This window comes from Rahnella sp. 1L-D-7-B-C2, from assembly GCF_057290995.1.
In genome coordinates this window covers 695,981-721,172 of record NZ_JBXAVQ010000001.1, presented here as the reverse complement: position 1 = coordinate 721,172, position 25,192 = coordinate 695,981, and the positions used below count along the sequence as shown (strand labels likewise).

Annotated in this window: 25 protein-coding genes and 1 riboswitch; of the genes, 10 read left to right on the top strand and 15 right to left on the bottom strand. The window is 53.7% G+C overall.

Translation table 11 applies throughout. From position 1 onward, the window contains the following. Positions 1–27: 27 nt before the first annotated feature. From AC0Z7K_RS03255 to cspE, 4 genes are all read left to right on the top strand, one after another. Complete coding sequence (locus AC0Z7K_RS03255) at positions 28–2,118, top strand: prolyl oligopeptidase family serine peptidase (protein WP_485612752.1); 2,091 nt, start codon at positions 28–30, stop codon at positions 2,116–2,118. 199 nt (positions 2,119–2,317) lie between these two features. After that, positions 2,318–3,448 (top strand): ABC transporter substrate-binding protein, encoded by a 1,131-nt coding sequence (locus tag AC0Z7K_RS03250; RefSeq protein WP_485612750.1) that lies wholly within the window; start codon positions 2,318–2,320, stop codon positions 3,446–3,448. 204 nt (positions 3,449–3,652) lie between these two features. Beyond that, entirely contained in the window at positions 3,653–4,390 is a 738-nt protein-coding gene (locus AC0Z7K_RS03245; RefSeq protein WP_485612748.1) for a DUF2076 domain-containing protein, read from the top strand. A gap of 176 nt (positions 4,391–4,566) precedes the next feature. Then, positions 4,567–4,776 (top strand): transcription antiterminator/RNA stability regulator CspE, encoded by a 210-nt coding sequence (gene cspE, locus AC0Z7K_RS03240; protein ID WP_056772010.1) that lies wholly within the window; start codon positions 4,567–4,569, stop codon positions 4,774–4,776. A 64-nt stretch (positions 4,777–4,840) separates the two neighbouring features. Here the strand turns inward: cspE and AC0Z7K_RS03235 are convergent, their stop codons facing one another. From AC0Z7K_RS03235 to AC0Z7K_RS03220, 4 genes are all read right to left on the bottom strand, one after another. Beyond that, positions 4,841–6,028: a multidrug effflux MFS transporter gene (locus tag AC0Z7K_RS03235; RefSeq protein WP_485612747.1), complete on the bottom strand. Its 1,188-nt coding sequence runs from the start codon at positions 6,026–6,028 to the stop codon at positions 4,841–4,843. A gap of 9 nt (positions 6,029–6,037) precedes the next feature. Further along, positions 6,038–6,694: a TetR family transcriptional regulator gene (locus AC0Z7K_RS03230; RefSeq protein ID WP_485612746.1), complete on the bottom strand. Its 657-nt coding sequence runs from the start codon at positions 6,692–6,694 to the stop codon at positions 6,038–6,040. A 417-nt stretch (positions 6,695–7,111) separates the two neighbouring features. Continuing rightward, a complete protein-coding gene (crcB, locus tag AC0Z7K_RS03225; protein WP_413528217.1) occupies positions 7,112–7,495 on the bottom strand; it encodes a fluoride efflux transporter CrcB in 384 nt (127 codons plus the stop codon). 64 nt (positions 7,496–7,559) lie between these two features. Further along, a riboswitch (Fluoride riboswitch) is annotated at positions 7,560–7,622 on the bottom strand. A gap of 22 nt (positions 7,623–7,644) precedes the next feature. Further along, on the bottom strand, positions 7,645–8,988 hold the full coding sequence (locus tag AC0Z7K_RS03220) for an aminotransferase class I/II-fold pyridoxal phosphate-dependent enzyme (protein ID WP_485612745.1): 1,344 nt from the start codon (positions 8,986–8,988) through the stop codon (positions 7,645–7,647). Between the two features lie 219 nt (positions 8,989–9,207). Between AC0Z7K_RS03220 and AC0Z7K_RS03215 the strand changes: the two genes are divergently transcribed. From AC0Z7K_RS03215 to tatA, 6 genes are all read left to right on the top strand, one after another. Next, complete coding sequence (locus AC0Z7K_RS03215) at positions 9,208–10,167, top strand: substrate-binding domain-containing protein (protein ID WP_413528219.1); 960 nt, start codon at positions 9,208–9,210, stop codon at positions 10,165–10,167. 17 nt (positions 10,168–10,184) lie between these two features. After that, positions 10,185–10,985 (top strand): deaminated glutathione amidase, encoded by an 801-nt coding sequence (locus AC0Z7K_RS03210; RefSeq protein WP_485612882.1) that lies wholly within the window; start codon positions 10,185–10,187, stop codon positions 10,983–10,985. Positions 10,986–11,179: 194 nt separating this feature from the next. Beyond that, on the top strand, positions 11,180–12,088 hold the full coding sequence (locus tag AC0Z7K_RS03205) for an ABC transporter substrate-binding protein (protein ID WP_413528220.1): 909 nt from the start codon (positions 11,180–11,182) through the stop codon (positions 12,086–12,088). Next, on the top strand, positions 12,085–13,068 hold the full coding sequence (locus AC0Z7K_RS03200; protein ID WP_485612744.1) for an amino acid ABC transporter permease: 984 nt from the start codon (positions 12,085–12,087) through the stop codon (positions 13,066–13,068). Before AC0Z7K_RS03205 ends, AC0Z7K_RS03200 begins: the two co-directional genes overlap by 4 nt. Next, positions 13,065–13,862 (top strand): amino acid ABC transporter ATP-binding protein, encoded by a 798-nt coding sequence (locus tag AC0Z7K_RS03195; RefSeq protein ID WP_485612743.1) that lies wholly within the window; start codon positions 13,065–13,067, stop codon positions 13,860–13,862. Before AC0Z7K_RS03200 ends, AC0Z7K_RS03195 begins: the two co-directional genes overlap by 4 nt. Before the next feature lie 240 nt (positions 13,863–14,102). Then, complete coding sequence (gene tatA, locus AC0Z7K_RS03190) at positions 14,103–14,306, top strand: Sec-independent protein translocase subunit TatA (RefSeq protein ID WP_112169037.1); 204 nt, start codon at positions 14,103–14,105, stop codon at positions 14,304–14,306. 132 nt (positions 14,307–14,438) lie between these two features. Here the strand turns inward: tatA and lipA are convergent, their stop codons facing one another. The 11 genes from lipA to nadD all read right to left on the bottom strand — a co-directional run bounded on the left by lipA (position 14,439) and on the right by nadD (position 25,176). Beyond that, on the bottom strand, positions 14,439–15,404 hold the full coding sequence (gene lipA, locus AC0Z7K_RS03185) for a lipoyl synthase (RefSeq protein ID WP_112169035.1): 966 nt from the start codon (positions 15,402–15,404) through the stop codon (positions 14,439–14,441). A gap of 244 nt (positions 15,405–15,648) precedes the next feature. After that, entirely contained in the window at positions 15,649–16,635 is a 987-nt protein-coding gene (locus tag AC0Z7K_RS03180; protein ID WP_485612740.1) for a YbeF family transcriptional regulator, read from the bottom strand. Between the two features lie 161 nt (positions 16,636–16,796). Beyond that, positions 16,797–17,486 (bottom strand): lipoyl(octanoyl) transferase LipB, encoded by a 690-nt coding sequence (gene lipB / locus AC0Z7K_RS03175; RefSeq protein WP_485612739.1) that lies wholly within the window; start codon positions 17,484–17,486, stop codon positions 16,797–16,799. Between the two features lie 72 nt (positions 17,487–17,558). Next, entirely contained in the window at positions 17,559–17,822 is a 264-nt protein-coding gene (ybeD, locus tag AC0Z7K_RS03170) for a DUF493 family protein YbeD (protein ID WP_112169030.1), read from the bottom strand. Positions 17,823–17,947: 125 nt separating this feature from the next. Next, positions 17,948–19,156, bottom strand: a complete 1,209-nt coding sequence (dacA, locus tag AC0Z7K_RS03165) for a D-alanyl-D-alanine carboxypeptidase DacA (RefSeq protein ID WP_413528225.1) — start codon at positions 19,154–19,156, stop codon at positions 17,948–17,950. Between the two features lie 139 nt (positions 19,157–19,295). Beyond that, complete coding sequence (gene rlpA, locus AC0Z7K_RS03160) at positions 19,296–20,432, bottom strand: endolytic peptidoglycan transglycosylase RlpA (protein ID WP_485612738.1); 1,137 nt, start codon at positions 20,430–20,432, stop codon at positions 19,296–19,298. A 9-nt stretch (positions 20,433–20,441) separates the two neighbouring features. Beyond that, a complete protein-coding gene (gene mrdB / locus AC0Z7K_RS03155) occupies positions 20,442–21,554 on the bottom strand; it encodes a peptidoglycan glycosyltransferase MrdB (RefSeq protein WP_112169024.1) in 1,113 nt (370 codons plus the stop codon). A gap of 6 nt (positions 21,555–21,560) precedes the next feature. After that, a complete protein-coding gene (mrdA, locus tag AC0Z7K_RS03150) occupies positions 21,561–23,465 on the bottom strand; it encodes a peptidoglycan DD-transpeptidase MrdA (protein ID WP_413528227.1) in 1,905 nt (634 codons plus the stop codon). 43 nt (positions 23,466–23,508) lie between these two features. Next, entirely contained in the window at positions 23,509–23,979 is a 471-nt protein-coding gene (gene rlmH, locus AC0Z7K_RS03145; RefSeq protein ID WP_013576495.1) for a 23S rRNA (pseudouridine(1915)-N(3))-methyltransferase RlmH, read from the bottom strand. A 3-nt stretch (positions 23,980–23,982) separates the two neighbouring features. Beyond that, positions 23,983–24,300, bottom strand: a complete 318-nt coding sequence (gene rsfS, locus AC0Z7K_RS03140; protein ID WP_056771497.1) for a ribosome silencing factor — start codon at positions 24,298–24,300, stop codon at positions 23,983–23,985. Between the two features lie 207 nt (positions 24,301–24,507). Further along, positions 24,508–25,176, bottom strand: a complete 669-nt coding sequence (nadD, locus tag AC0Z7K_RS03135) for a nicotinate-nucleotide adenylyltransferase (RefSeq protein WP_485612880.1) — start codon at positions 25,174–25,176, stop codon at positions 24,508–24,510. Between the last annotated feature and the right edge of the window lie 16 nt (positions 25,177–25,192).

Genomic DNA, 25,192 nt, shown 5'->3' with positions numbered 1-25,192 from the left:
AACGCATGACTGAAGGAGCAGAATCGCATGACAACTGACTCAACCAACCCACAGCACGATGACTTTATCTGGCTGGAAGGGATCCGTAACGAACAGGCGCTGGCCTGGGCGCATGAGCAAAATCCAATTACGCTGGCCGCTTTTACCCAGGGCAAAGAGTTTGACCCGCTTCGCGAGAAAGTGCTTAAAGGGCTGAATTCGCCGGATCAGATCCCCGGCATCGGGCGGTTTGGCGAAAAGTGGTACAACTTCTGGCAGGATGCGAAAAATCCGCGCGGCCTGCTGCGGCGCACCACGCTGGACGAATACCGTAAATCTGAACCACAGTGGGAAACGGTGCTGGACATTGATGCGCTGGGCAAAGCTGAAGGAAAGGACTGGGTGTATCACGGAGTCTTTCCGCTGAAACCTGAATACAAACGGGCGCTGGTTTTCCTGTCCCCGGACGGCGGCGATGCCTCTGAAGTGCGCGAGTTTGATTTGCAGACGCTGGAGTTCGTCTCCGACGGCTTCTTCCTGCCGGTCGCGAAAAGCCGCACCGGCTGGATTGACCATGACCACCTGTTCGTCGCCACTGATTTTGGCGAAGACTCCCTGACCGAATCAGGTTATCCGCGTAGTGTGAAAATCTGGTCGCGCGGTACACCGCTCAGCGAAGCCACTACGGTCTACAGCGCGGGTAAAAAAGACATGATGGCCGTTGGCTATCACGACAGCTTCACCGGCTTCGAGCACGATTATATCGTGCGGGTGATCGATTTCTATCACCGCGAAGTGTTCCTGTTAAACGCAGAAAAAGAACTGATTAAAATCGATTTGCCTGATGATGCCAAATTCAGTTCGTGGCGCGAATGGATCCTGATCCAGCCTTCCAGCGAGTGGCAGGTCAACGGCCAAAGCTGGCCGTCCGGTTCGCTGCTGACCATGAATTTTGACGCCTTTATGGCCGGTGACCGCACGCTGGTACCGCTTTTTGTGCCGGGCGATCACAGCGCACTGAGCGGAGTGACTGCCACGCGTGATCAGCTCAACGGCTATTCCTGCACCTGCGATCACATCATTTTGAGCATCACGCGTGACGTGGTGAACCGCCTCGAAGTGCTGACCCCCAAAGACGGCGAATGGCAGCGCGAGCCGTTCGGACATGTGCCGGAACTCAGTAAAATCAACGCCTGGGGCGTCTCGGACGACTCGAACGACTATTTCATGACCGTCAGCGGCTTCCTGCAACCGGCGAGTTTGTCGCTTGGCAGTCTGGATAATGGCGCGGAACAAGAGGCGCAATTGCTTAAACAGGATCCGTCGCATTTCGATGCATCCCGTTATCAGGTCAGCCAGCATTTTGCGCGGTCCGACGACGGCACCCGCGTGCCTTATTTCGTGGTCTGCCGCAAAGATGTGGTGTACGACGGCAAAAATCCGACGCTGCTTTACGGCTACGGGGGATTTGAAGTGTCGCTCGATCCCTATTATCTCGGCGTGAGCGGCGTAGCATGGCTGGATCGCGGCGGCGTCTTTGTGGTGGCCAATATCCGTGGCGGTGGCGAGTACGGGCCGGAATGGCATAAGGCGGCGCTGAAAGGAAAACGTCTGCGCGCGTATGAAGATTTCGCCTCGGTCGCCAAAGCGCTGATTGGCAGCAACATCACCTCACCGGCCCATCTGGCGGCGCAGGGCGGCAGCAACGGCGGTCTGCTGGTCGGCAATATGCTGACGCGATACCCGGAGCTGTTCGGCGCGATCGTCTGCGAAGTCGCGTTGCTGGACATGCAGCGTTACACGCAGATCTCCGCCGGTGCCTCGTGGATTGCTGAATACGGCGATCCGCAGATCCCGCAAGAGTGGGAATTTATCCGCGAATTCTCGCCGTATCACAACATCGATCCGGCGAAGAAATACCCGCCGGTACTCTTCTCTACGGCGACCAGCGATGACCGCGTCGGGCCAGATCATGCGCGTAAAATGGCGGCTAAAATGCAGGCGCTGGGTATTCCTGATGTATATTTCTACGAGAATACTGAAGGTGGCCACAGTGCAGCGGCAGACAAAGCGCAGTCCGCCTTTAAACGCGTGATGGTCAGTGAGTTCCTGCTGAAGTTCATCGGTCGCGAATCGTAAGACCAGCCGTTTTATTGATTATCTGACTTAACTCAAACGGGATGCCGGCCTGGTATCCCGTTCATATTTCGACATGTTTTATCCGCATTATTCCCCGTAAAAGCGTTGCCTCATCAATCGTTCCTTGTTTATTATTTCTGTTTGTTTGATAACAATTATCAAAATCATTTTTCATTCATTCTCATTTTCGGGGCTTTGCATGTACAAGAACACCGCTCGCGTGCTGTCTGTTGCCGGTCTGATGGCCGCTTCCTTTTCTGTTTTTGCCACCACTTATCCGCTGACGGTTACCGACATTTCCGGACAGAAAGTCACTATCGAGAAAGCGCCGCAGCGCGTGATTTTGCAGGATGGCCGCGATTTACTGGCGCTGGCAGTGCTGGACAAAGCCAACCCTTTTGAGCACGTAGTGGCGTGGAATAACCTGCTGAAGAAAACCGACAGCGGCACCTGGGATATGCTGAAAAGTAAATGGCCAGAATCTGCCAATATTCTTGATATGGGGTTCAGTGATAAAGGGCAGGTTGATCTCGAAACCGTGATTGCCAAGAAACCCGACCTGATGGTTGCCCAGCTTCGGGCTAAAGATTCTCTCGCACAGGCGGGCGTGCTGGACAAACTGGCCGCGCTGCACATTCCGGTGGTGTTCCTGGATTATGAACTGGATCCGGCCAAAAACACTGCGCCAAGCATCGATCTGCTAGGCAAAGTGATGAATCAGGAGGATAACGCCCGCGCCTATACGCAGTTCTATAACGAACATTTCCAGAACATTCAGAAAGCCGTATCAGCGATCAAAATTAAACCAAACGTGTTCATCGAACCGATTGCCGGTCGCGATGATTCCTGCTGCTTCACCCACGGTAATGCAGGCTGGGGCCGGTTGATTCAGGCGGTCGATGCCCACAACATCGGCTCCCAGCTGTTGCCCGGGGCTTCAGGCACCGTTTCGCTGGAGCAGGTGATCAGCATGAAGCCGGACGTTTACATCATGACCGGTTCTGCGCGTCCGAAAGGCGGTTCTGTGACCCACATTCTGCCATTTGGTTACGGCGCGGATCAGGCCAGCCTGGATCAAACCGCGAAAGTGCTGACCACCCGCACCGGCGTAGCGCAGATCCCGGCTGTGATGAACGGCAACGTCTATGCGGTGTATCACCAGTTCTATAACCACCCGTACAACATCGTAGGGATGGAATATCTGGCAAAGTTTATTTATCCAAAAGAGTTTAAAACGCTGGATCCCGCGAAGACTTACCACGAGATCGTGCGTAACTACACCAACCTGCCGGATCAGGATTTCATCCTCGGCTGGTCAGCGAAGAAATAACTTAAGCGTCATCCCGTCTGCTTTCCGGCAGACGGGCTCCTTACCGCCTCGCGCCCGTTATGACCGCCATTTACATTCGTCACATTCGTTGACACTCCGTTAATTCATACCTTAATTCAATTGTATTAGTGTGATTCATAGAATCCCGCTATAGGTCACCAGGACGACCGCCAGCGAAGCGCACGACATCAACAAGGTGAATTTATGCAATCTGAAGAACAGCGTTTAATTGACGGGCTTTTTAGTCGCTTGCAACAGGCTGAGTCCAATACAGCACCCCGCGATGCGGACGCTGAGCGTGTGATTCAGGCCCATATCCGTCAGCAGCCGTCGGCACCTTATTACATGGCGCAGGCGATGATTATTCAGGAAGCCGCACTGACCAAACTGAACGGTCAGGTGCAGGCCTTACAGCAGCAAGTCGATCAGTTACAACAGCAAACTGCCAAACCGCAAAGTAGCGGTTTTCTGGCCGGGCTGTTTGGCGGCGGAGCTTCTGCGCCTGAGCCGCAGCGTTCTGTGTCGCAGGGCAGTCAGCCAATCCCCGGCACGCAAGGGTGGGGCGCTCAGCCACAACCGTCACAATACGCCGGGCAGCCACAGCAGGCTCCCGCACAGGCCGCGCCTCAGGCTCCGGGATTCCTGGGCAGCGCACTGCGCACGGCGGCGGGCGTCGCCGGTGGCGTGGTGCTGGCGGATATGCTGACCGGCATGTTCCATCACAGCCAGCCGCAGGAAATTGTTAACATTATCGAAGAACCGCCAGTGCAGGATCTCAATCCGGCTGACAGCAGTTTTCTGGATAACAACAATCAGGGCTTCGACAGTAATCAGCCATCCTGGGAGGATGCGTCGTTGCGTGATAACAATTCAGATCTGGGTTTCGGTTCAGATAATTTTGACTCTGATGACTTCAATAATGACGATGATTCATTTTTCTGATGGTGCGCGATATCAGGGCGTGAAGGGCTGATTTTGCAGAAGAAAGCGGCAACGAAAAGTCAGGAATGAGAGCTTTATCGCTTATTGCTATCAGAATTCTGGACAAAATGAAGATCTGTTGCTGTACTGTGAATGACACACATTTTGTGTCCAACATTCACGTAAAGGTAAGTTTGATGTCTAAGATTAAAGGTAGCGTTAAGTGGTTCAATGAATCTAAAGGTTTTGGTTTCATTACCCCTGAAGATGGCAGCAAAGATGTTTTCGTTCATTTCTCTGCTATTTCCAGCCAGGGCTTCAAGACCCTCGCTGAAGGCCAGCGCGTAGAGTTCGAAATCACCAATGGTGCCAAAGGCCCGTCGGCTGCTAACGTTATCGCTATCTGACTTTAGCCGAATTCTTAAAAAACCCGCCGAAGCGGGTTTTTTTTTGCCTGTCGATCAGGGACATTTACGCCGGTTTGCGTACCAGCGTGACGAACAGCAGGATGGCTATCGCATAGCAGCCGAGCATGGTCAGCGCCATTGAGAGCGCAGGCATACTGCCAAAGCCGGTCACCGGTACGGCAATCGCGCCGAGCGCAAACATACACACGCCCAACAGCGCCGACGCGCTGCCTGCATTTTTCCCCTGACTTTGCATCGCCAGCGATCCGGCATTCGGGCTGACAATCCCGATCACCATCACCGAGAAGAACAGCGGCACCAGCAGCATAATCAGCGGCGCACCAAGACTGGCGGCGATCACCAGCGCGACAGACGCCACGGCAGCAATGCACAGGCCAGTTTTCACCAGCGCCATTTCGCCATAGCGACGGCTAAAGCGGGTGGATACCTGCGCGGAAATGACCAGACCGATGCCGTTGACTGCAAAGCACAGGCTGAACATCTGCGGGCTAAGGTGATAAATCTGCTGCAAGACAAACGGCGATGCGCCGATATAGGCGAACATTCCCGCCATCACAAAGCCTTGCGTCAGGCACAGCCCCATAAACGGACGGTGTTTCAGTAATGAAAAGACTGAGCCGAGCATGCTGAAAATCCCGCCCTGCGAGCGTCGCTCCGGCGGCAGCGTCTCGTGCAACTTCAGCGCGGCGGAGGCAAACAGCATGATGGAGATGACCGCCAGCACGCCGAAAATCCCCCGCCAGTTCATCCAGCTCAGCATCGCGCCACCCAGCACCGGTGCAATGATGGGCGCCAGCCCGTTGACCAGCATCAGCAAGGCAAAGAAGCGTGTCAGCTCATGACCGTTGTACAAATCTCTGGCGACGGCGCGGGAAAGTACTGCGCCACCGGCACCGGCGATGCCCTGAAGTAAACGGGCTACAATCAGTTGATGGATATCCGGTGCTACAGCGCACCAGACTGAGGCAGCCAGCAGCAAAGCCAGCGACCATAACAAAGGACGAATGCGGCCATAGCGATCGCTTAGCGGACCAAAAATCAGCTGGCCGAAACCCAGGCCAAGCAGACCGGCGGTGAGACTTAGCTGCGCGCTGGCGGTGGAAGTATTCAGTTCACCGGCCAGTTCTGGCAGCGCCGGTAAATACAAATCGGTACATAACGGACCGAGAGCGGCGAGTGAGCCGAGAACCAGGGCATAGCCGAGGCGTTTATCTTGCAGGTGAGCACTCATGGTGAAGGATTATTCCGGTTTGCTGGGGGTGAAATCCGAGTTGAAGAGATCCTGAAAGTAGCGATGGTATAACGCTTCCAGAACCTCCGCATCGGCGTGAACGGTGGTCAGACGGCGGAAGGCGGTTCCTTCGCAGATGACGGCGAGGCTTTCGACTTTTGCCGTCATTTCCGCATCCGAAAACTGCGGGAAACTTTTACTCAGGAATGATTTAGCTTCGTTAAACAGCTGCTTTTCTGAATCGCGCCAGATCTTTTCGACCGCAGGATTACGGGTAGCTTCGGCGGCCACCTCCAGCATCAGCGCGTGGTCAATTTCGGCCTGCTCTTTTTGTTCGGTGCAGAAATCTTCCTTAAACGGTGAACTGAGATTGCCGATGCGCCGGTGCGCCAGATTGTGAGCCACCTGTTGTAAATTATGGGCGTTACCGGTGATCAGCTGGATTTTTTTCATCACCATACGACGCACGATTTCTTCGATGATGGCGTCTTTGTTGGCGAAATAACGATAAATCTGCCCCACGCTGAGCTGCGACGTTTTGGCTATCTCAGCCATGCCGGCACCGTGAAAACCGTGCTTACGAAAACACAGTCGGGCGGCGGCGATAATCTGGTCACGCCGGGCGCTGATACGGGCATCTTTACTGCATTGTTGGGGGGCAAGCATGGGTGTCCTGGCGTATCGCCGTCATTGGTTGTGAACGATCATTCTCAATTATAGGCAATAAGGCACGGCAGGTAAATATGAGTATGCGGAATGCAACAAAAACGGCGCACTTCAGAGAGGTGCGCCGTTTTTTGCAAAGGGGAGTGTAAACCGGTGGTATTAAGAGAAATAGGCCTGGAAAAAAGCGGCAACGGTCAGGACACAAAGGGCCACAACCAGATATTCAGATGACGTTTTTGGAGCAGAAAACATGGCATACCTCAGAGTGTGCAATTAATGAGTCCGATTTAATGCTCACCATTATCTGCAAGGAACATGAAGGAAACATTAAGACACTGAGAAGGGATGTGAATCTGCGTCACAGTTCGAACACAACAACGGGGCGTTTGCGCAGAAAAGCCCCGCTGCCGGAGAGGATCAGTGTGCGGTGTACCAGCTGACCAGCGCGAACGCCAGTAAGGTCATGGCAAGGGAGCCGGCCAGATTAAGCGCCATGTTGAGCATCGCCGCACCGAAACGGCCATCCTGCAACATGTAAACCACTTCCAGCGAGAAAGTCGAAAAGGTGGTCAGGCCGCCGCAGAAACCGGTAGTGAGCAGCATTTTCCAAACCGGATCCAGGTGCGTCATCTTGCTGAAAATGGCAATACACAGCCCGATGATAAATGCGCCGACCAGGTTAACCGTCAGCGTGCCGACCGGTAGCACCGGGCTCATCCCGTTCATTTTAAGGCTGACATACCACCGGACAACGCTGCCAATGCCGCCGCCGATAAAGACTGCAAGTAAGGTGCTAAGCATATAATCCATTCTAAGTAAGTTGAATTCAGAAAGGCCCGGGCACGACGCTACGAACCTCTCACGAGATTGCGTAGACATCATCAGCCGGTAAAGGCGGTTTGGGAGGAATGTCATCTCCATACAGCAGGCGCTGATTTTAGCGTGAAACGTCAGCCCATCGCCAGCACTATGGCATCGGCAATCAGATCGACTTTATCGGCCTTGATCTGACTGGTGCTGATGCGGATAAACTGTCCCGGTCCAATGCGGCAACGTTCACCCGGCAACACGGCGATCCCGCGTGCGGCCAGCGTCACCAGCGCAAACTGCTCAGAAGGTACCGGGATCCATATCGCCAGCCCGTCGCGTTCCGGGATATTCACGCCGCGAATGCGCAGGGCATCCGACATCGCTTTGCGCCGCTCTGCGTACACTGTTTTGGCGTGAGTAATACCGGCCTGCGTTTTCACATCGTTAATCAGCCACGCCAGCGCCTGTTGCAAGATACGGCTCGACCAGCCAGCGCCGAAATTACGGAATGATTTGATTTGCTTCACCAAATCCTCAGAACCGGACAGCACTGCCAGCCGTAAATCAGGGCCGTAGGCTTTGGAATAAGACCGCACATGCACGGTGCGATCCGGCAAGACGCTGCCCATGCTGACCGGCGGGTAGGCCGACAGTTGCCCGATGCCGTCGTCTTCGATAATCAGCGTATTGCTCTCGCCAAGGATTTTCGCCAACGCCGCAAAACGCGCGTCATTCAGCGCATGACCGCAGTGAGAATGGGTGCGCGGCTGGTAGATAAATGCCGAAGGGTTTTTAGTCAGCGCCATGTTGAGCGACTCCGGGATCGGGCCGAATTCATCACATTTCACCGGCACAACCTGTGCGCCGAGATTATCCAGCATATCGAGCAGACGCGTCGCCGTCGGGTCTTCAATCGCCACTACGGAACCCTGCATCAGCAATGTTTGCAGCGTGAGATTCATGGCGTCGAAGCCGCCGTCGGCAGCCATAAACGACGGTGCGTCATAAGGCCAGTCAGGTTTGACGGCATCGAGTAAGGCGGGTGCAATGGCTTCACGCTGATAGCTATTGAGATTGTCAGCACTCACGCCGTGCTGCATGGCTTCATGTAATTCCGGTAACAAGGTCGGATCGGGCGAGGAGAGCGCCAGATCGGCGATGATATGCTCGCCGAAATTACCGATTTTCTCAAAACGGGCAGGGCGCGGTGAGAGCATATCGCCGCAGACCCAGACGCCATTTCTGCCGCGTCCGGCAATGACTTTCTGGCGGCGCAACTGCCCCCAGGCGGCGGATACCGTCGCCGGGCTCACCCCTAACGCCTGCGCCAGTTCGCGAACGGCGGGCAGGTGCGTACCTATCTCGATCACACCCGAACGGATCAGCGCAGCGGTTTCAATTGCAATGCCGCGCATCGAACGATCCTGCAATTGTGTTGCTAACCATTGCGCATCCAGCGTTTTTTCAGGGGAATTTTCAGCCATCTTTTTGCCTTTTGTTCAGTAACAAAGATTCTATTGTACATATTAATTTATGCCATTAGTATCAAACTTAGCCAGCGGAGGCGATAAAATAATCACGTTGCAATAATCATGATCTCCTTCGTAAAAGAATTTGGTGCGTTTGTGGAGCGGTTTGTGACCAGCTGATGAACGCACAGTTATTTTTCTGCATTTCAGATGCTGACACTTAAGGGGATAGATGTGACGATTACCATCAGGCTGGCAGTACGTGACTGGGATTATTTTACGCCGCTGGCGTTGGGCGATCTTAAACCTGAAGGGTTTAACCTCGAGATTGATCGTGTGGGAACGCTGGTTGATAACCTGGCGACCAGCGAGAAGTACGATGCAGGCGAAGTTTCTTTCAGCCGTTATGCACAGGGGCGGGCGCGTGGTGAATCCGATCTGCTGGCTATCCCGCATTTCCTGATGCGCGGTTTTCGCCAGCGTTGCATTATCACCCGCGAAGACAGCCCGCTGACCGAGCTGTCGCAGCTGGCAGGGAAACGCATCGGCCTGACCGGCTGGCAGGATTCAGGCAACACCTGGACCCGTACGCTGCTGGCGCTGGAAGGCGTGGGGATTGAAGATGCGAACTGGTACGTGGGACGCCTGACCGAAGCGCACCCGATTGTCGATCGTCTGGCTGGTTTTGGCCGCGAAGGACGCATCGAAACGGTGCCGGGTGAACGTCCGATGATGGAATTGTTGCAGGAAGGCTGGCTGGACGCGATTTTCACGCCGTTTATGCCTGACGGCTTTTTCAAACCGGATTCCGGTTTCCGTCAGTTCCAGCCCGATTTTCGTGCCGCCGAGCTGGCTTATTTCAACCGCGTCGGTTACATCCCCGGCATTCATTTGCTGGCCATCAAACCGGCGCTGGCCGAAGCGCATCCGTGGCTGCCGCAGGCGTTAAGCGACATCATCGACCGTTCCTATGAACTCTGGATGGATAAGCGCGCGAAATACGCCGATACCACGCCTTGGCTGCTGGATGATTTACGTCGCACGGTGGTGGATTTACCGGCGAACTGGAATGCAAACGGTTTCGCGGCGAACGAAAAAATGATCGACGATTTTGCTCATGAATTACACGCACAGGGGCTGACTGCTCAGCGCCTGACGCCGGCAGATTTGTTCCCGCAGTTTGCCACCCGTTAATGGCCGGAGAAGTAATGATGAAAGTTGCATTAGGTCAGTTTGCCGTTTCCCGCGAATGGGAAGCCAACGTCGAAACCTGCCTGTCGCTGATGGCGAAATCGCTGGAAGCCGGAACCGATTTACTGGTGCTGCCGGAAGGTATTTTAGCGCGTGATATCACCGATCCGGATTTAGTACTGAAAGCCGCACAGCCTCTGGACGGTCCGTTCGTCAGCCAGCTGCTGGCCGCCAGCCGTGGTAATCAGATGACCACCATGATGAGCGTGCATACGCCTGCACCGGACGGTCGCGCGTATAACATCCTGATTTCTATTCGTAATGGTGAAATCATTTCCGAGTACCGCAAGCTGCATTTGTATGATGCGTTCTCCTCGCAGGAATCGAAAAACGTTACCGCCGGCGACGACGTGCCGCCGCTGGTCAACGTTGCCGGTTTTAACGTCGGCCTGATGACCTGTTATGACGTGCGTTTCCCTGAACTGGCGCGCCGTCTGGTACTCGATGGCGCAGATGCGCTGGTACTGCCTGCCGCCTGGGTGAAAGGCCCGCTAAAAGAAATGCATTGGGAAGTGCTGGTCACCGCCCGCGCACTGGAAAATACCACCTATATGGTGGCGGTGGGCGAATGTGGCGAGCGCAATATCGGTAACAGTATGGTGGTCGATCCGCTGGGCGTGGCCATTGCCCGCGCCGCCGAAGCGCCTGCCTTAGTGTTTGCCGAGCTGGACAAAGATCGTCTGGCTCATGCCCGTAAAGTGTTGCCGGTGCTGGCTAACCGCCGTTTTGGGTTGCCGCAACTGAACAACAACGAAGCCTGATTTCCGCCGGTCCTCAACGGCTGACATTCAGCGCTTAAAAGCAGTAACGCGAGCGCCTCACCAGGGACTCGTTGTAAAGAAAGACCTATAAACAGAAAGCATTACTCTAAAGAAGTCCGCCACGGAAGGCGTTAACTATAAATACACAACATTCATAAACTCACAGACTAATTTTTTACACAGAGGATTAAGAGATGATGGCAAAACAATTACGTCAGGCCGCGGTTCTGACTGCTGCATTACTTTCCGTGTCTTCCCTGAATACCTTTGCTGCTGAAAGTGTTGCGATTCCGACTCAGACAATGGATCCGGCGATCCACGCCAAATTACCTGCGGACATTCAGAAGTCAGGTGTGATGACCTCTGTGAACAACGGCTCTTTCCCTCCCTATGAAATCGTGACCGGCAGCAACGGTCTTGATGGCGCCAGTGCCGATTTGTCCCACGCGCTCGGAGAAGTGCTGGGCGTCAAAATTGAACACGCATCGGTCACCGGTTTGTCCGGCATTTTGAGCGGCATGGCCGCGGGGCGTTACCAGATGGGTATCGGCCCGATTGGTGATTATCCCGATCGCCAGGCGAAGAATGATTTCGTCGATTTCGTGAAGGAGTTTGTGGTGTTCGGCGTGCGCAAAGGCAATCCCGAAAAGATTAACGCGCTCGACGATACTTGCGGCAAGCGTATCGCCGTCATGGCGGGTGGTTCGGCTGAACAGGTGATCCGCAAGCAGTCTGAAGTGTGTGTGAAAGACGGCAAACCGGCCGTGACCGTGCAGTCGTTCAGCGATCAGCCGACGTCCATCCTGGCGGTGCGTTCAAACCGCTCTGATGCCTTCTTCTCTTCTCAGGCACCCCTGACTTACTTCGTTGAAAAAGCCAACGGCCAGCTGGAACTGACCGGCACCGGAAAATCTAACGGCTTCGGCGATATCTTCCAGGGCACCGTAGTGCCGAAAGATTCTGCCGTGCGCGATGCGATTCTGGCCGGTTATCAGAAGCTGTTTGATAACGGTACCTACGCCATCATCATGAAAAAATGGGGTCTGGAAGGCAATATGATCCAGGCACCGGGCATCAACCTGGCAAAGGCGCAACCTAAATGACCGACAAAACGTATAGTTCAAAGCCGGCAGTCAAGGACGACTATACGCAGGATCCACGCCGTAACGTTGAGTTCTCCCATGCACCCCGCAGCTTTGGCCGCTGGGTTGCCTGGATTGTGGTACTGCTGATCGCCGCAGATGTGCTCTGGGGCGTATCGCAGAACAAGAACTTTGAGTGGCACGTTGTCGCGCAATGGTTCATGGAAGGTTCGGTGATCAAGGGCCTGGGCGTAACGCTCGGCCTGACCGTGGTTTCCATGTTGCTTGGTGTGTTCATTGGTCTGATGCTGGCCATTGCCCGCTTGTCTGACAGCCTGTTGCTGCGCCAGCTGGCGGGGTTGTACATCTGGTTCTTTCGCGGAACGCCGCTGCTGGTGCAGTTGCTGTTCTGGTACAACATGTCGACGTTATTCCCGCGCGTCGTACTGGGCATTCCTTTTGGCCCGGAATACATGAGCTGGAACACTAATGATCTGATCACGCCGCTGACCGCCGCGATCGCTGGTCTGGCGCTGAACGAAGCCGCGTACATGGCGGAAATCATTCGCGCCGGGTTGCTCTCGGTGGATAACGGTCAGGGCGAAACCGCACAGGCGTTCGGTATGAGCCGCGGGCGCGCGCTGCGCCGGATTATTATTCCGCAGGCGATGCGCTCCATTATCCCGCCAACCGGTAACCAGCTGATCAGTATGATCAAAGCGACATCGCTGGTCAGCGTCATAGCAATGGGCGATCTGCTGTATTCAGTGCAAACCATTTACAACCGTACCTTTGAAGTGGTGCCGATGCTGATGGTCGCGGTTATCTGGTATCTGTTTATCACTTCGCTGCTGAACCTCGGGCAGTCTGCCGTCGAGCGTTACTATTCCCGTGGTACGCGCCGTACGTTACCCAGCGTGAAACGCCGTCAAAACGCTGCGCAAGAAAAAGCCGTGCCGATCATGAATTCACCGGGCATGGCCCGCAAGGAGGACTTATGAGTCATACGCCATCCGACGTACAGTCATCCGACACGGCGTCACTGGTGGTTGCCCGTAATGTGCATAAAAGTTACGGCGACAACGAAGTGCTTAAGGGTATCGATCTGGATGTAAAGCCGAGCGAAGTGGTGGTGATCCTCGGGCCTTCGGGCTCGGGTAAATCGACGTTTCTGCGCTGCATTAATCATCTGGAAGATATCGATCGCGGTTCAATCATGGTGGGTGGTGAGCAGATTGGTTATGAACTGCGCGGCGACCGGCTGCACAAATTGTCCGAGCGGGCGATTGCGCGCCAGCGCCGGGACATCGGTATGGTGTTCCAGCAATTCAATCTGTATCCGCACATGACGGTGCTGCAAAACATTATTGAAGCGCCGGTCGGCGTGCATAAAGAATCCCGTCAGGATGCGGAAAAATATGCCCGCGAGCTGCTGGAAAAGGTCGGGCTAAGTGATAAAGCCGATGCCTATCCGCGCCATCTCTCCGGCGGACAGCAACAGCGAGTGGCGATTGCCCGTGCGCTGGCGGTTAAACCTAAGCTGATGCTGTTTGATGAGCCAACGTCCGCGCTCGATCCGGAACTGGTCGGCGAAGTGCTGGCGACAATGCGGGATCTGGCGCAGCAGGGGCTGACAATGATTGTTGTCACTCATGAGATCGGATTTGCGAAAGAAGCCGCAGACCGCGTGGTGTTTATGGATCGCGGGTATGTGGTCGAGCAGGGCGCGGCGGATGAAGTTTTAGTTAATCCGCAACATCCTCGAACGCAGGCCTTCCTCAGCCGCTTTATCTGACCGACAGCGGTGCAACGAAACGCGGGTTTAAATCAAACTTGCGGCGTATTTAGGGCAGCGAAGGACGGAATTGCTTTATAGGCTGGCGGTTCATGCTCATAATAGCCGCCGCTGGTCATAATGCGCACAGGTTTGGATCCGTTCTGTTACATTTTCGGGTTGTATTAGCGTCGCGAATGGCCGTTAATAATGACAGGTTGTTACCGCTGTTTTCTGGCACTCAGTGTAAAGAAGGTATGTATGGAAGGTCTAAGTATTACTAAATTGTTGGTGGTCGGCGTGCTGATCGTCCTGTTGTTCGGTACCAGCAAGCTGCGCTCTTTGGGCGGAGACCTGGGCGCCGCGCTGCGTGGCTTCAAGAAAGCCATGAACGATGATCCGGCTCCGGCAGCACCTGCTGAAAAAACGGCTGCAGAAGAAAAACGCGTAGAGCATAAAGACTGAGAAGTCAGCAATAAGCTCTCTGGCCTTACTGCAGAAAATAAAAAAGGTTGTTCTCGCGAACAACCTTTTTTGCATTCAGAAATTAAGAAGTAACAAAATATTTAAGCGCTGAACTCATTTCAGCGCCGCAGATTATTTTACTTCCATCCCTTTGGCTTGCAGATCGGCGTGATAAGAAGAACGCACGAACGGACCGCAGGCTGCGTGGGTGAAGCCCATTTCCATCGCGGCTTCTTTCATCTGGTCAAACTCTTCCGGGCTGACGTAACGCTGTACCGGCAAGTGGTGACGGCTTGGTTGTAAATACTGGCCGAGGGTCAGCATGGTCACACCGTGGCGGCGCAGATCGCGCATCACTTCGATGATCTCTTCGTTAGTCTCACCTAAGCCGACCATCAGGCCTGATTTGGTAGGTACTTCCGGATGCGCTTCTTTGAAACGTTGCAGCAATGTCAGTGACCACTCGTAGTTTGCCCCAGGGCGAACCTGACGGTAAACGCGCGGTACGTTTTCCAGGTTGTGGTTGAACACGTCCGGTGGTGTCTCATTGAGGATATCCAGCGCACGATCCATACGGCCACGGAAATCCGGCACCAGCGTTTCGATTTTAATCGTCGGGTTCTTGGCACGGATGGCAGCGATACAGTCGGCAAAATGCTGAGCTCCACCGTCGCGCAAGTCATCACGGTCAACTGAGGTGATCACCACGTAACGCAGGCCCATGTCGGCAATGGTTTGTGCCAGTTTTTCTGGCTCATTCACATCAGGCGCGGTCGGGCGGCCATGTGCCACGTCGCAGAACGGGCAACGGCGGGTACAAATCGCGCCGAGGATCATGAAGGTCGCGGTGCCGTGGTTAAAGCATTCGGAAAGATTCGGGCAGGCGGCTTCCTCACACACGGAGTGCAAACCGTTCTTGCGCAGCGCCGCTTTGATGCCCTGAATTTTAGTTGAGTCTGCAGGCAATTTGATTTTCATCCATGCCGGCTTACGTAACATTTCCTGCCGGTCGCTGACCACGGTTTTCACCGGGATTAACGCCATCTTATCTGCATCGCGGTATTTAACGCCGCGTTCCATCTGAATCGGTTTACTCATAGTCTTGCAGCTTCCAGGTTTTTCTCTCGTAACGCGAGATTTTTCAGGACATTCAATGAACTGGCTGATTCATCAAAAAAAGTAGAAATAATGCGGAAATTATATCATTGAAGCATCGCTTCGTTCAGCCCTTCGTCATGGCCTGAAGTGCTAAATGCTGCATTTTTTTAACCTGAGTCACATCATTTCTGCACCGGCAAGGGCTTTTTTTGAACGCAATTCGCTGAATTTACAATGATTTTACTCAGATGGCGGGGGGCGGTCGTTTGGTGTTAATAGGGTGTGAATTTTTTTGTGCCCGTGCGGATTTTTCTTGCTGAACGAACGCATCACCAATGGCATCAATAATCATGCTCAGCGTTTTATCGCTATTGGCCGCTTTGTTGTAATACATCATCATGGTGTAAGAAAGTGTCGGTATTTCGCAGGTAAGCTTCTGTACTTCGAACGTATTGGCAAACATATCCACCAGTTTTTCCGGCAGGATGCCCAGCAGGTCAGTGCTGGCAACCATCGACAGGATATTGATCGCGTTGTAACTGGTGAACACAACTGGCCGGTCGGGCAGGGATTCACTGAGTTCAAATTGCATTCGCTTCAGGTCACTGGCGTTGGTCATGAGCGTGGTTTGCGGCAGTGCGACGGCCTGTTCGGCGCTGAGGGTTTTGTGGACTGTCGGATGGTTTTTCCTGCAAACAAACACGGCGCTGTCCGACATCAGAGTGATGGCTTTCAGTGACTTATTAAATAACGGGCTGATATCGATCACTAAATCGGCACGATGCTGGATCAGCGTATCTTCCGGGTCATGCAGCGGCAGATGTTTAAGCGTGTAGTTACAGTTAATTTTCTCCAGTTCTTTGAGGATCAGCGGAAAAGTGATTAACGCAATATAGGGGAAACAACTGACGGTCAGCACGCGGGATTTGTCATTATCGTGCGTGAAGTCCAGCCCGGTCAGAATGGAGTTGAGCCCCTGACTGATATGTTTGTGCAGGTTAGTCGCGTACGCCGTCGGGCTGATGCCCTGACCATTGCGGATAAACAACGGATCGGGAAAGGTGTTACGCAATTTCTGAATGGACTGGCTGACCGACGAGGGCGTCAGGTTCAGCGCTTTGGCTGCATGGACAATGCCTTTATGCAGATACACCGCTTCAAAGACTGTCAGCAGGTTAAGATCCAGATTACGGAGCTTGTTCAGGCTGGCACTGATATCTTTATCATCCATATAACATTCCTGACAGTGTAAAAGACTGTCCCGGCGTGCGGCTGGCCGGGGAGTGCGCTTATCCTTAAGCGATAAAATGCTGGCAGAGATTTAGCGATATGATAATAAACCAAATTAATCTGTAAAACCTGTGATTCGTTGTTACGTCTCTTTCAGGCAAATCATGAATCAGAGGCAGTGGCGCTATACTGCTCAATCTGCCACGGAAGATAATCAACCTGCTGATAATTAAGATGATGTTTAAAGGATTTCACCAGTACCGGCATCACCGTATCGACCCTCAGCCCTGGCTTTTCACGGCTGGCCTGCGTCATTTCCAGACCGGCATAACCACAGGGGTTGATGCGGTGGAACGGTTCCAGATCCATATCAATATTCAGCGCCAGGCCGTGTAAGGAGCAGCCTTTCCGGATGCGCAATCCAAGCGAGCAGATTTTCTTGCCATCGACATAGACCCCCGGCGCATCGGCGCGAGGATAGGCGTCGATCGAAAAATGGGCCAGTGTGTCGACCACGGTTTGCTCGATTGCGGTCACTAACTGACGCACGCCGAGTTTTTTGCGCTTCAAATCCACCATCACATACATCACCTGCTGGCCGGGACCGTGATACGTCACCTGACCGCCGCGATCGCTCTGGATAACCGGAATATCGCCCGGCATCAGCACGTGTTCTGCTTTGCCTGCCTGACCCTGCGTAAAGACGCGATGATGCTCAACCAGCCAGATTTCATCGAGCGCGTCGGCTGTGCGGTGTTCAGTGAAATGATGCATGGCCAGAGAAACGGGTTCATAAGGCTGAAGGCCAAGCTGGCGTAGTACGATACGTTCTTGCGGATTTTGTGATTGCACGGCGGTTACCGTCAGTAGAAGGGAAGAAGCCGCGCGACAGGTTTGCTCCCGCGCGGATTAATCAGAAAGGGCTTACAGCACCATGCGGACAATTTCGATATTGCCGAGCTCATCGTACAGGGTTTCGACCTGATCGATATGCGTGGCGGTGATCGTAATAGAAACGGAGTGGAAATTCCCTTTACTGCTCGGTTTTACCTGAGGATTGTAGTCGCCAGGCGCATGGCGTTGCACGACTTCCACAACCTGGTCCACCAGCTCGGGTTGTGCCAGGCCCATTACTTTGTAGGTAAAGGAGCAAGGGAATTCGAGCAGTTCGTTCAGTTTGGTTTTCATGTGCACTCCAGCGTGTTGTACCGCGTAATAAGTATTGTCTCTGAAAGTATAACTCCCGCCGGAGCGGGAGCTAATATCTATACCCATTATATGGGGACTGTTGCAAACTATTTCAAGCGGGCAACTTAACCAAACCAATGATGGAACATCAGTTTGATGTAATCGACGATGCGACCGAAGAAACCGCCTTCTTTCACCTCGTTCATCACCACCAGCGGACGCTCATCAATCGTTTTGCCATCCAGCTGGAAGTTGATTGAACCGACCACCTGATTTTTCTGCAATGGTGCATGCAGTTCTGGCGTATTCAGCACATAGCTGGCTTTCAAATCTTTCATACGGCCGCGTGGGATGGTCAGATACGCATCTTTTTCCACGCCCAGTGCGACGCGATCGGTATCACCAAACCACACTGGCTCAGACGCAAACTCTTTGCCTGCTTTCAGCGGAGACACGGTTTCGAAGAAGCGGAAGCCCCAGGTCAGCAGCTTTTTACTTTCAACTTCACGGCCTTTGTAAGTATGACCGCCCATCACGGCGGAGATCAGGCGCATCTGGCCTTCCGTCGCGGAAGCCACCAGATTGTAACCTGCTGATTCCGTATGGCCGGTTTTTATGCCATCCACGTTCAGGCTTTGATCCCACAGCAAACCGTTGCGGTTCATCTGACGGATATTGTTGAAGGTGAACTCTTTCTCTTTGTAGGTCGCGTACTCTTCCGGCACATCGCGGATCAGCGCCTGGCCGATCAACGCCATATCACGCGCTGAGCTGTACTGACCTTCCGCATCCAGACCATGAACTGTACCGAAATGGGTGTTTTTCAGGCCAAGAGCGTTGACGTAGTTATTCATCATGGCAACGAACGCGTCCTGACTTCCGGCGACATGGTCAGCCATCGCGACGCAGGCATCGTTACCCGATTGCAGAATAATGCCACGGTTGAGTTCAGACACCGGCACGCGATCGCCTGGTTTCAGGAACATCAGGGAAGAACCTTTGAACACCGGATTACCGGTTGCCCAGGCATCCTGACCGACAGTGACAATGTCCGTCGGGCTGATTTTGCCTGCCTTGATGGACTGGCCGATAACGTAACTGGTCATCATTTTGGTCAGACTTGCCGGGTCACGGCGGGCATCGGCATTCATTTCTGCCAGAACTTTGCCGGAGTTGTAGTCGATCAGGACATAGGCTTCAGCATCAATTTGCGGAACGCCAGGGATCATTGTTTTTAAATTAACATCGTCGGCATAAGCGGACGCTGCACTGAGGGAGATAACGGTGCCAAATGCGAGGCTTTTGACGAGACGTGAAGTGTTTACAAGTTTCATGATCGGGACAACAACATCCGTAGGAGTAGGTGATAAACGTGCGCCACTATAGCAGAAGAGTCCTGAATCAGACATCTGCGATTACCGGCGCTTACTGATTTTTACTTATGAAACAGGGCTCACGCCCTGGCTCTGAGAATTAATTGCTGGCTGTCACGAACGACTGCTGCTGCGCTTCGCTGGCCAGTCGTTGTTTTAACTGCTCGGCCTGTTGACGTGTGCTGAAGGGGCCGAGTTGTACACGGTAAGTGCTGCCGTTCGCCTGCACTTTGCCCGGTACCGAGAAACGCTGGCTGAGGCTTTTCTGCCACAACTGTGCATTCTGCGGATTACTCAAGGCACCGACCTGAACCATGTAGCCGGAGCCTGAGATTGCCGTAGTGTGCGCAGGTGCCGCCACGGCTGCGGTAGCGGCAACCGGGGCGGCGGTAGCCATGACCGGCGCGGAGACCGGCTCACTGCTTTCAAGAACGCCATTACGTAACGGCGTTGGTGCGCTGAGGAAACCGCCGCTGCCGCTGTTACCGGACATCGTTGTCGCAGGCGCATTGCCGCTTGCGGCTTCATCATTGGTCAGCGGCGCAGCGTTTGGATTACTCAGCGTGCTGTTATCAATAGGACGCACATCGGAAGTGCTTACCGGCTCTGCCTGCATTGTAGGCGTTCCCATGTCGCTTGCCCCTAAGCTTGGACGCGCGGGCAGGGCATAAGACTGTTTGGCAACGGTAGTGCCGATGGTGCCGGGGCCGGTCATGGTGCCGTCCTGCGCAACATTAATGAAATCGATACGCACTTTAGTGCTGTTGGTCAGGTTCAGACGATCTGCCGCGGCCTGCGACAGGTCGATGATTTTACCCGGCACATAAGGACCACGGTCGTTGACGCGAACCACCAGCATACGGCCAGTGGCCATATTGGTGACGCGTACATAGCTTGGGATCGGCAGCGTAGGGTGGGCGGCGGTCATGGCAGTCGGATCAAATTCTTCGCCAATCGCGGTGGTGTTGCCGCCGTTTTCTTGCCCGTACCAGGCGGCCTGTCCTACCTGCGAGAAGTTGGACGGATCTTTGACGATTTTATAGGTTTTACCGTTAACGGTATAATCCTGCATCGTACCCTGATTATAAGGCTCGTAACGCGGATCAGCGCCGCCGATTTCCACCACCGGGCCGTTGTAAGCCTGTTGTGGTGCCGGTTGTTGTTGCTGAGTTTCGTCAGTGGCGCAACCACTTAACAGCAAACCGATAATGACAGCTCCAAGCCACTCCTTACGCATTGCTCACCTCTATAAATTTTTCGACAACATTTTTCGATGAGTATGTATCGACATGACGATACCAAACCCTGCCATTAGCACGATGAGTGCTGACCCGCCATAGCTGACCAGAGGCAAAGGTACCCCAACCACCGGGACAATACCACTGACCATGCCGATGTTAACAAAGACATAAACAAACAGAATCAGCATCAGTCCACCGGACATGACGCGTCCGAAGGTTGTCTGAGCATGGGCGGCAATCATCAGGCCGCGCATAATGAGGCATAAATACAGGCCGAGCAGCACCAGCACGCCTATCAGACCCAGCTCTTCAGCAAGTACAGCAAAGATAAAGTCAGTATGGCGCTCGGGCAGAAATTCCAACTGTGACTGAGTGCCGTGCAGCCAGCCTTTACCGGAAAAACCGCCTGAGCCGATGGCAATTTTCGACTGAATAATATGGTAGCCCGCGCCGAGCGGATCGCTCTCCGGATCCAGCAACATCATCACGCGATCGCGCTGATAATCATGCATCAGGAAGAACCACAGGATCGGGATAAAGGCGGCGACCAGAATGGCGGCGACAGCGATCAGTTTCCAGCTCATACCGGAGAGGAACAGCACGAACAGGCCGGACGCGGCGATCAGAATCGACGTCCCCAGATCGGGCTGGGCAGCTACCAGCAGGGTAGGGATGAAAATCAGCGCCAGTGCGATGGCGGTATTTTTAAGTGAAGGCGGACACACGTCGCGGTTAATAAAGCGCGCGACCATGAGCGGGACGGCGATTTTCGCCAGTTCCGAGGGCTGGAATTTGATGATGCCTAAATCCAGCCAGCGCTGCGCGCCTTTACTGATGCTGCCAAACGCATCCACCAGCACCAGCAGAAAGACGCAGAAGATATACAGATAGGGCGCCCAGCTTTCGTAAACCCGCGGTGGAATTTGCGCCATGACCAGCATGATCACCAGGCCCATCAGGATCTGGCCGACTTTACGTTCCATCATGCCAAGATCCTGACCACTCGCGCTCCACATCACAAACGCACTGTAGGTCAGCAGCGCAAGTATGATCAGCAACATGGTCAGGTCGATGTGCATTTTCGACCACAATGATCTTTTTTGTTGATTCTCAGTCATTGCTGGTTAATCACCTTCGGTTCCCGGCGGCGCAGGCGCGTCAGCCGGTAATTGTGTCGTGTTATCGCCCAATAAAATATGGTCGAGTATCTGCCGCGAAATCGTCCCCACTGCCGGACCTGCACCACCATTCTCCAGCACCACGGCGACTGCCACGGTAGGCTTATCGTACGGGGCAAAAGAGGTCATCAGTTTATGGTCACGCAGATGCTCTGCAATCTTATGCGCATTATAGATTTCATTGGCTTTCAAACCGTAAACTTGTGCTGTACCGGATTTGGCCGCTGCCTTATAAGGCGCGTCAGCAAAATATTTCCGTGCAGTGCCGTTCGGGCGGTTGGCGACGCCATACATCCCGTCTTTGGCGATTTCCCAGTAGCCGGAATGGATGTCACCAATCTGCGTGGTGTCTTCCTGACGATATGGCACCTGCTTGCCATCAATTTTGGTACTCAGCAACAGATGCGGCGTTTTGACGTCACCGTCATTAATCAGCGTGGTCATTGCTTTCATGATCTGTATCGGCGTAGCAGTCCAGTAACCCTGACCGATACCCACCGGAATGGTGTCGCCCTGGTACCAGGGTTTCTTAAAGCGCTTAAACTTCCAGTCACGGTTTGGCATGTTACCGCTGCGCTCTTCCGAAAGGTCGATACCGGTGTAATGACCGTAACCGAATTTACCCATCCACTCAGAAAGGCGGTCGATACCCATATCGTACGCCACCTGATAAAAGAAGGTATCGGCGGATTCTTCAAGGGCTTTGGTGACGTTCAGACGGCCATGCCCCCAGTGTTTCCAGTCACGATAGCGCTTATCCGAGCCAGGTAACTGCCACCAGCCGGGATCGAATAATGAGGTGTTTTTGGTTATCACGCCGGACGTCAGCGCAGACACGGAAATATAAGGTTTTACCGTTGAGGCTGGTGGATACACGCCCTGCGTGGTGCGGTTAATTAGCGGTTTATCAGCATCATTTAACAGCCGGCTGTAATCCTTGCTGGAGATCCCTTCGACGAACAGATTCGGGTCATAGCTTGGGTTTGAGACCAGCGCGCGGATCGCACCATCACGCGGATCGCTCACCACTACGGCCGCACGGCTGGTGGTCAGGAGTTCTTCAATATATTGCTGCAAAGGCAGGTCGATAGTCAGGTAAATATCTTTACCCGCCTGCGGCGGCTCTTCGTGCAACTGGCGGATCACCCGGCCACGGTTATTCACTTCCACTTCTTCATAGCCGGTTTTGCCGTGAAGCGTGTCTTCGTAATACCGCTCGATACCGAGTTTGCCGATGTCGTGCGTGGCAGCGTAGTTGGCCAAAATGCCGTCTTTATCCAGACGCTCCACATCACGATCGTTAATTTTCGACACATAGCCGATGACGTGGGTCAGCGCGGAACCGTAAGGGTAATAGCGGCGCTGATAGCCTTTCACTTCCACGCCGGGGAAATGGAACTGGTTCACGGAGAAACGGGCGACCTGCACTTCCGTCAATGCGGTTTTCACTGCAATAGACGTGAAGCGTCTGGAGCGCTGGCGTTCTTTCTTGAAATTATCGATATCGTCAGGGGTTAAATCGACGATGGGCTTGAGGGCTTCCAGCGTGGCTTGCAAATCATCCACTTTTTCCGGGACCAGCTCGAGCTGATAAATGGTGCGGTTTAGCGCCAGTGGCGTTCCGTTGCGGTCATAGATAATGCCGCGGCTTGGCGCGATGGGCACCAGCTTAATGCGGTTATCATTGGAACGTGTCTGGTAATCCTGGAAACGAACAATTTGCAGGTTATACAGATTGAAGGCCAGGACACCGCTAAGTAGCAGAATGCCGATAAACGCCACCAGTGCACGGCGCACGAAGAGGGCTGATTCAGCCGTATAGTCGCGAAAAGGGTTACGATCTATTTTCATCCCACTACTTAATTCATGTTGCTGACATTCAATTCACCACCCGTTATTCGCGGTGGTATGGATGATTGGTGGTAATACTCCAGGCGCGGTAAAGACTCTCCGCCACCAGGACCCGCACCAGCGGGTGAGGGAGCGTCAACGGAGAGAGCGACCAGCTCTGTTCCGCTGCGGCTTTACAGGCCGGTGCCAGCCCTTCCGGACCGCCAATTAACAGGCTGACGTTGCGTCCGTCCTGTTTCCAGCGTTCCAGTTGTTGCGCCAGTTGCGGGGTTTCCCACGGTGTCCCTGGAATATCCAGTGTGACAATGCGGTTCCCCTTTCCGACAGCAGCCAGCATCTGTTCGCCTTCCTTTTCAAGAATGCGTTTGATGTCTGCATTTTTCCCGCGCTTCCCGGCCGGAACTTCAGTCAGTTCAAACGGCATATCTTTGGGAAAACGGTGCAGATAATCGTTAAAACCGGTTTGTACCCAGTCTGGCATTTTGGTGCCGACGGCGACAAGTTGCAGTTTCACGGCTTAGCCCCAGAGTTTCTCGAGCTCGTACAGTTGACGGCTTTCTTCTTGCATGACGTGAACAATCACTTCACCCAGATCAACCACAACCCAGTCGGCTTCGTTAATGCCTTTAACGCCCATCGCATCAATGCCGACGGCTTTAACTTCTTCCACCAGGTGACCGGCGATAGAGACGACGTGACGGCTGGACGTGCCGGTACAAATAATCATGCAGTCAGTAATACTGGATTTACCCACAACATCAATGGCAATGATGTCTTGTGCTTTCAGGTCATCGACTTTATCGATAACAAAATCTTGGAGCGCTTTACCTTGCAAAGGTTCCCCCTGGGGATGTTTGAAACACGTTGACTCCATAAGACGCCCGCCGGTTTAACACCTGAACGATGATCAGTCTCATGAAGGAGTGGCATAGCGGCAATCAGGAAAACGCCTCAAAGCGTTTAATTATCAATAAATTATATTGACGAGTCACGCGACGTAATCGAGAGCCGAAATTTAGCGGCGCAGTATACCACGCGTTGGCTACGCGCGGTACAAGCCCTGTGATTCTATATAGCGCTCAACGGCGACGGGCAGAAGATCTGAACAATCGAGACCCGCCTTACGGCGCTGACGGATTTCTGTCGCTGAAATATTCAGCAGTGGCGTATTGGCCTGATAAATGAATCCGGCAGGCTGAAGCTTGAGTTTATTTGCATCGGTGACACGATGCACCTCATACCAACGCTGTAACTCAGGCGTATCGAGCTGCTCGTGATAACCCGGTCGTGCCATAACAATCAGATGGCAAAAATCCAGAAGAGAGCCCCAGCGATGCCATTTGTGCAGCGTCAGCAACGAGTCCTGACCGATAATAAACGCCAGCGGGCAACTCTCGCCATGTTCTTTACGTAACGTTGCAAGAGTCTCAATGGTGTACGACGGCGTATCAACGGCAAGCTCACGCGGATCGACTGAAAACAGCGCATTGCCTTCGACCGCCAGTTCCACCATATGCAGGCGCTGTTGCGGGCTGGCGCCGGGCTGCGGGCGGTGCGGCGGAACATTGTTTGGAAGCAATATCACGTGATCCAGACCGGTGTTCTGCGCCAGTTGCGTAACCGGTTTGAGATGGCCGTAATGGATAGGGTCAAACGTCCCGCCAAAAAAAGCCAGCAACGAAGCAGTTTCACCGGTGGAACGAGAGGGCATTGTCGGCATGGAAATA

Bases quoted from the DNA above. Each gene is read 5' to 3' on its own strand.
- AC0Z7K_RS03255 (WP_485612752.1), top strand. From the start codon at position 28: ATGACAACTGACTCAACCAACCCACAGCACGATGACTTTATCTGGCTG.
- AC0Z7K_RS03250 (WP_485612750.1), top strand. From the start codon at position 2,318: ATGTACAAGAACACCGCTCGCGTGCTGTCTGTTGCCGGTCTGATGGCC.
- AC0Z7K_RS03245 (WP_485612748.1), top strand. From the start codon at position 3,653: ATGCAATCTGAAGAACAGCGTTTAATTGACGGGCTTTTTAGTCGCTTG.
- cspE (WP_056772010.1), top strand. From the start codon at position 4,567: ATGTCTAAGATTAAAGGTAGCGTTAAGTGGTTCAATGAATCTAAAGGT.
- AC0Z7K_RS03235 (WP_485612747.1), bottom strand. From the start codon at position 6,028: ATGAGTGCTCACCTGCAAGATAAACGCCTCGGCTATGCCCTGGTTCTC.
- AC0Z7K_RS03230 (WP_485612746.1), bottom strand. From the start codon at position 6,694: ATGCTTGCCCCCCAACAATGCAGTAAAGATGCCCGTATCAGCGCCCGG.
- crcB (WP_413528217.1), bottom strand. From the start codon at position 7,495: ATGCTTAGCACCTTACTTGCAGTCTTTATCGGCGGCGGCATTGGCAGC.
- AC0Z7K_RS03220 (WP_485612745.1), bottom strand. From the start codon at position 8,988: ATGGCTGAAAATTCCCCTGAAAAAACGCTGGATGCGCAATGGTTAGCA.
- AC0Z7K_RS03210 (WP_485612882.1), top strand. From the start codon at position 10,185: ATGAAAGTTGCATTAGGTCAGTTTGCCGTTTCCCGCGAATGGGAAGCC.
- AC0Z7K_RS03205 (WP_413528220.1), top strand. From the start codon at position 11,180: ATGATGGCAAAACAATTACGTCAGGCCGCGGTTCTGACTGCTGCATTA.
- AC0Z7K_RS03200 (WP_485612744.1), top strand. From the start codon at position 12,085: ATGACCGACAAAACGTATAGTTCAAAGCCGGCAGTCAAGGACGACTAT.
- AC0Z7K_RS03195 (WP_485612743.1), top strand. From the start codon at position 13,065: ATGAGTCATACGCCATCCGACGTACAGTCATCCGACACGGCGTCACTG.
- tatA (WP_112169037.1), top strand. From the start codon at position 14,103: ATGGAAGGTCTAAGTATTACTAAATTGTTGGTGGTCGGCGTGCTGATC.
- lipA (WP_112169035.1), bottom strand. From the start codon at position 15,404: ATGAGTAAACCGATTCAGATGGAACGCGGCGTTAAATACCGCGATGCA.
- AC0Z7K_RS03180 (WP_485612740.1), bottom strand. From the start codon at position 16,635: ATGGATGATAAAGATATCAGTGCCAGCCTGAACAAGCTCCGTAATCTG.
- ybeD (WP_112169030.1), bottom strand. From the start codon at position 17,822: ATGAAAACCAAACTGAACGAACTGCTCGAATTCCCTTGCTCCTTTACC.
- dacA (WP_413528225.1), bottom strand. From the start codon at position 19,156: ATGAAACTTGTAAACACTTCACGTCTCGTCAAAAGCCTCGCATTTGGC.
- rlpA (WP_485612738.1), bottom strand. From the start codon at position 20,432: ATGCGTAAGGAGTGGCTTGGAGCTGTCATTATCGGTTTGCTGTTAAGT.
- mrdB (WP_112169024.1), bottom strand. From the start codon at position 21,554: ATGACTGAGAATCAACAAAAAAGATCATTGTGGTCGAAAATGCACATC.
- mrdA (WP_413528227.1), bottom strand. From the start codon at position 23,465: ATGAAAATAGATCGTAACCCTTTTCGCGACTATACGGCTGAATCAGCC.
- nadD (WP_485612880.1), bottom strand. From the start codon at position 25,176: ATGCCCTCTCGTTCCACCGGTGAAACTGCTTCGTTGCTGGCTTTTTTT.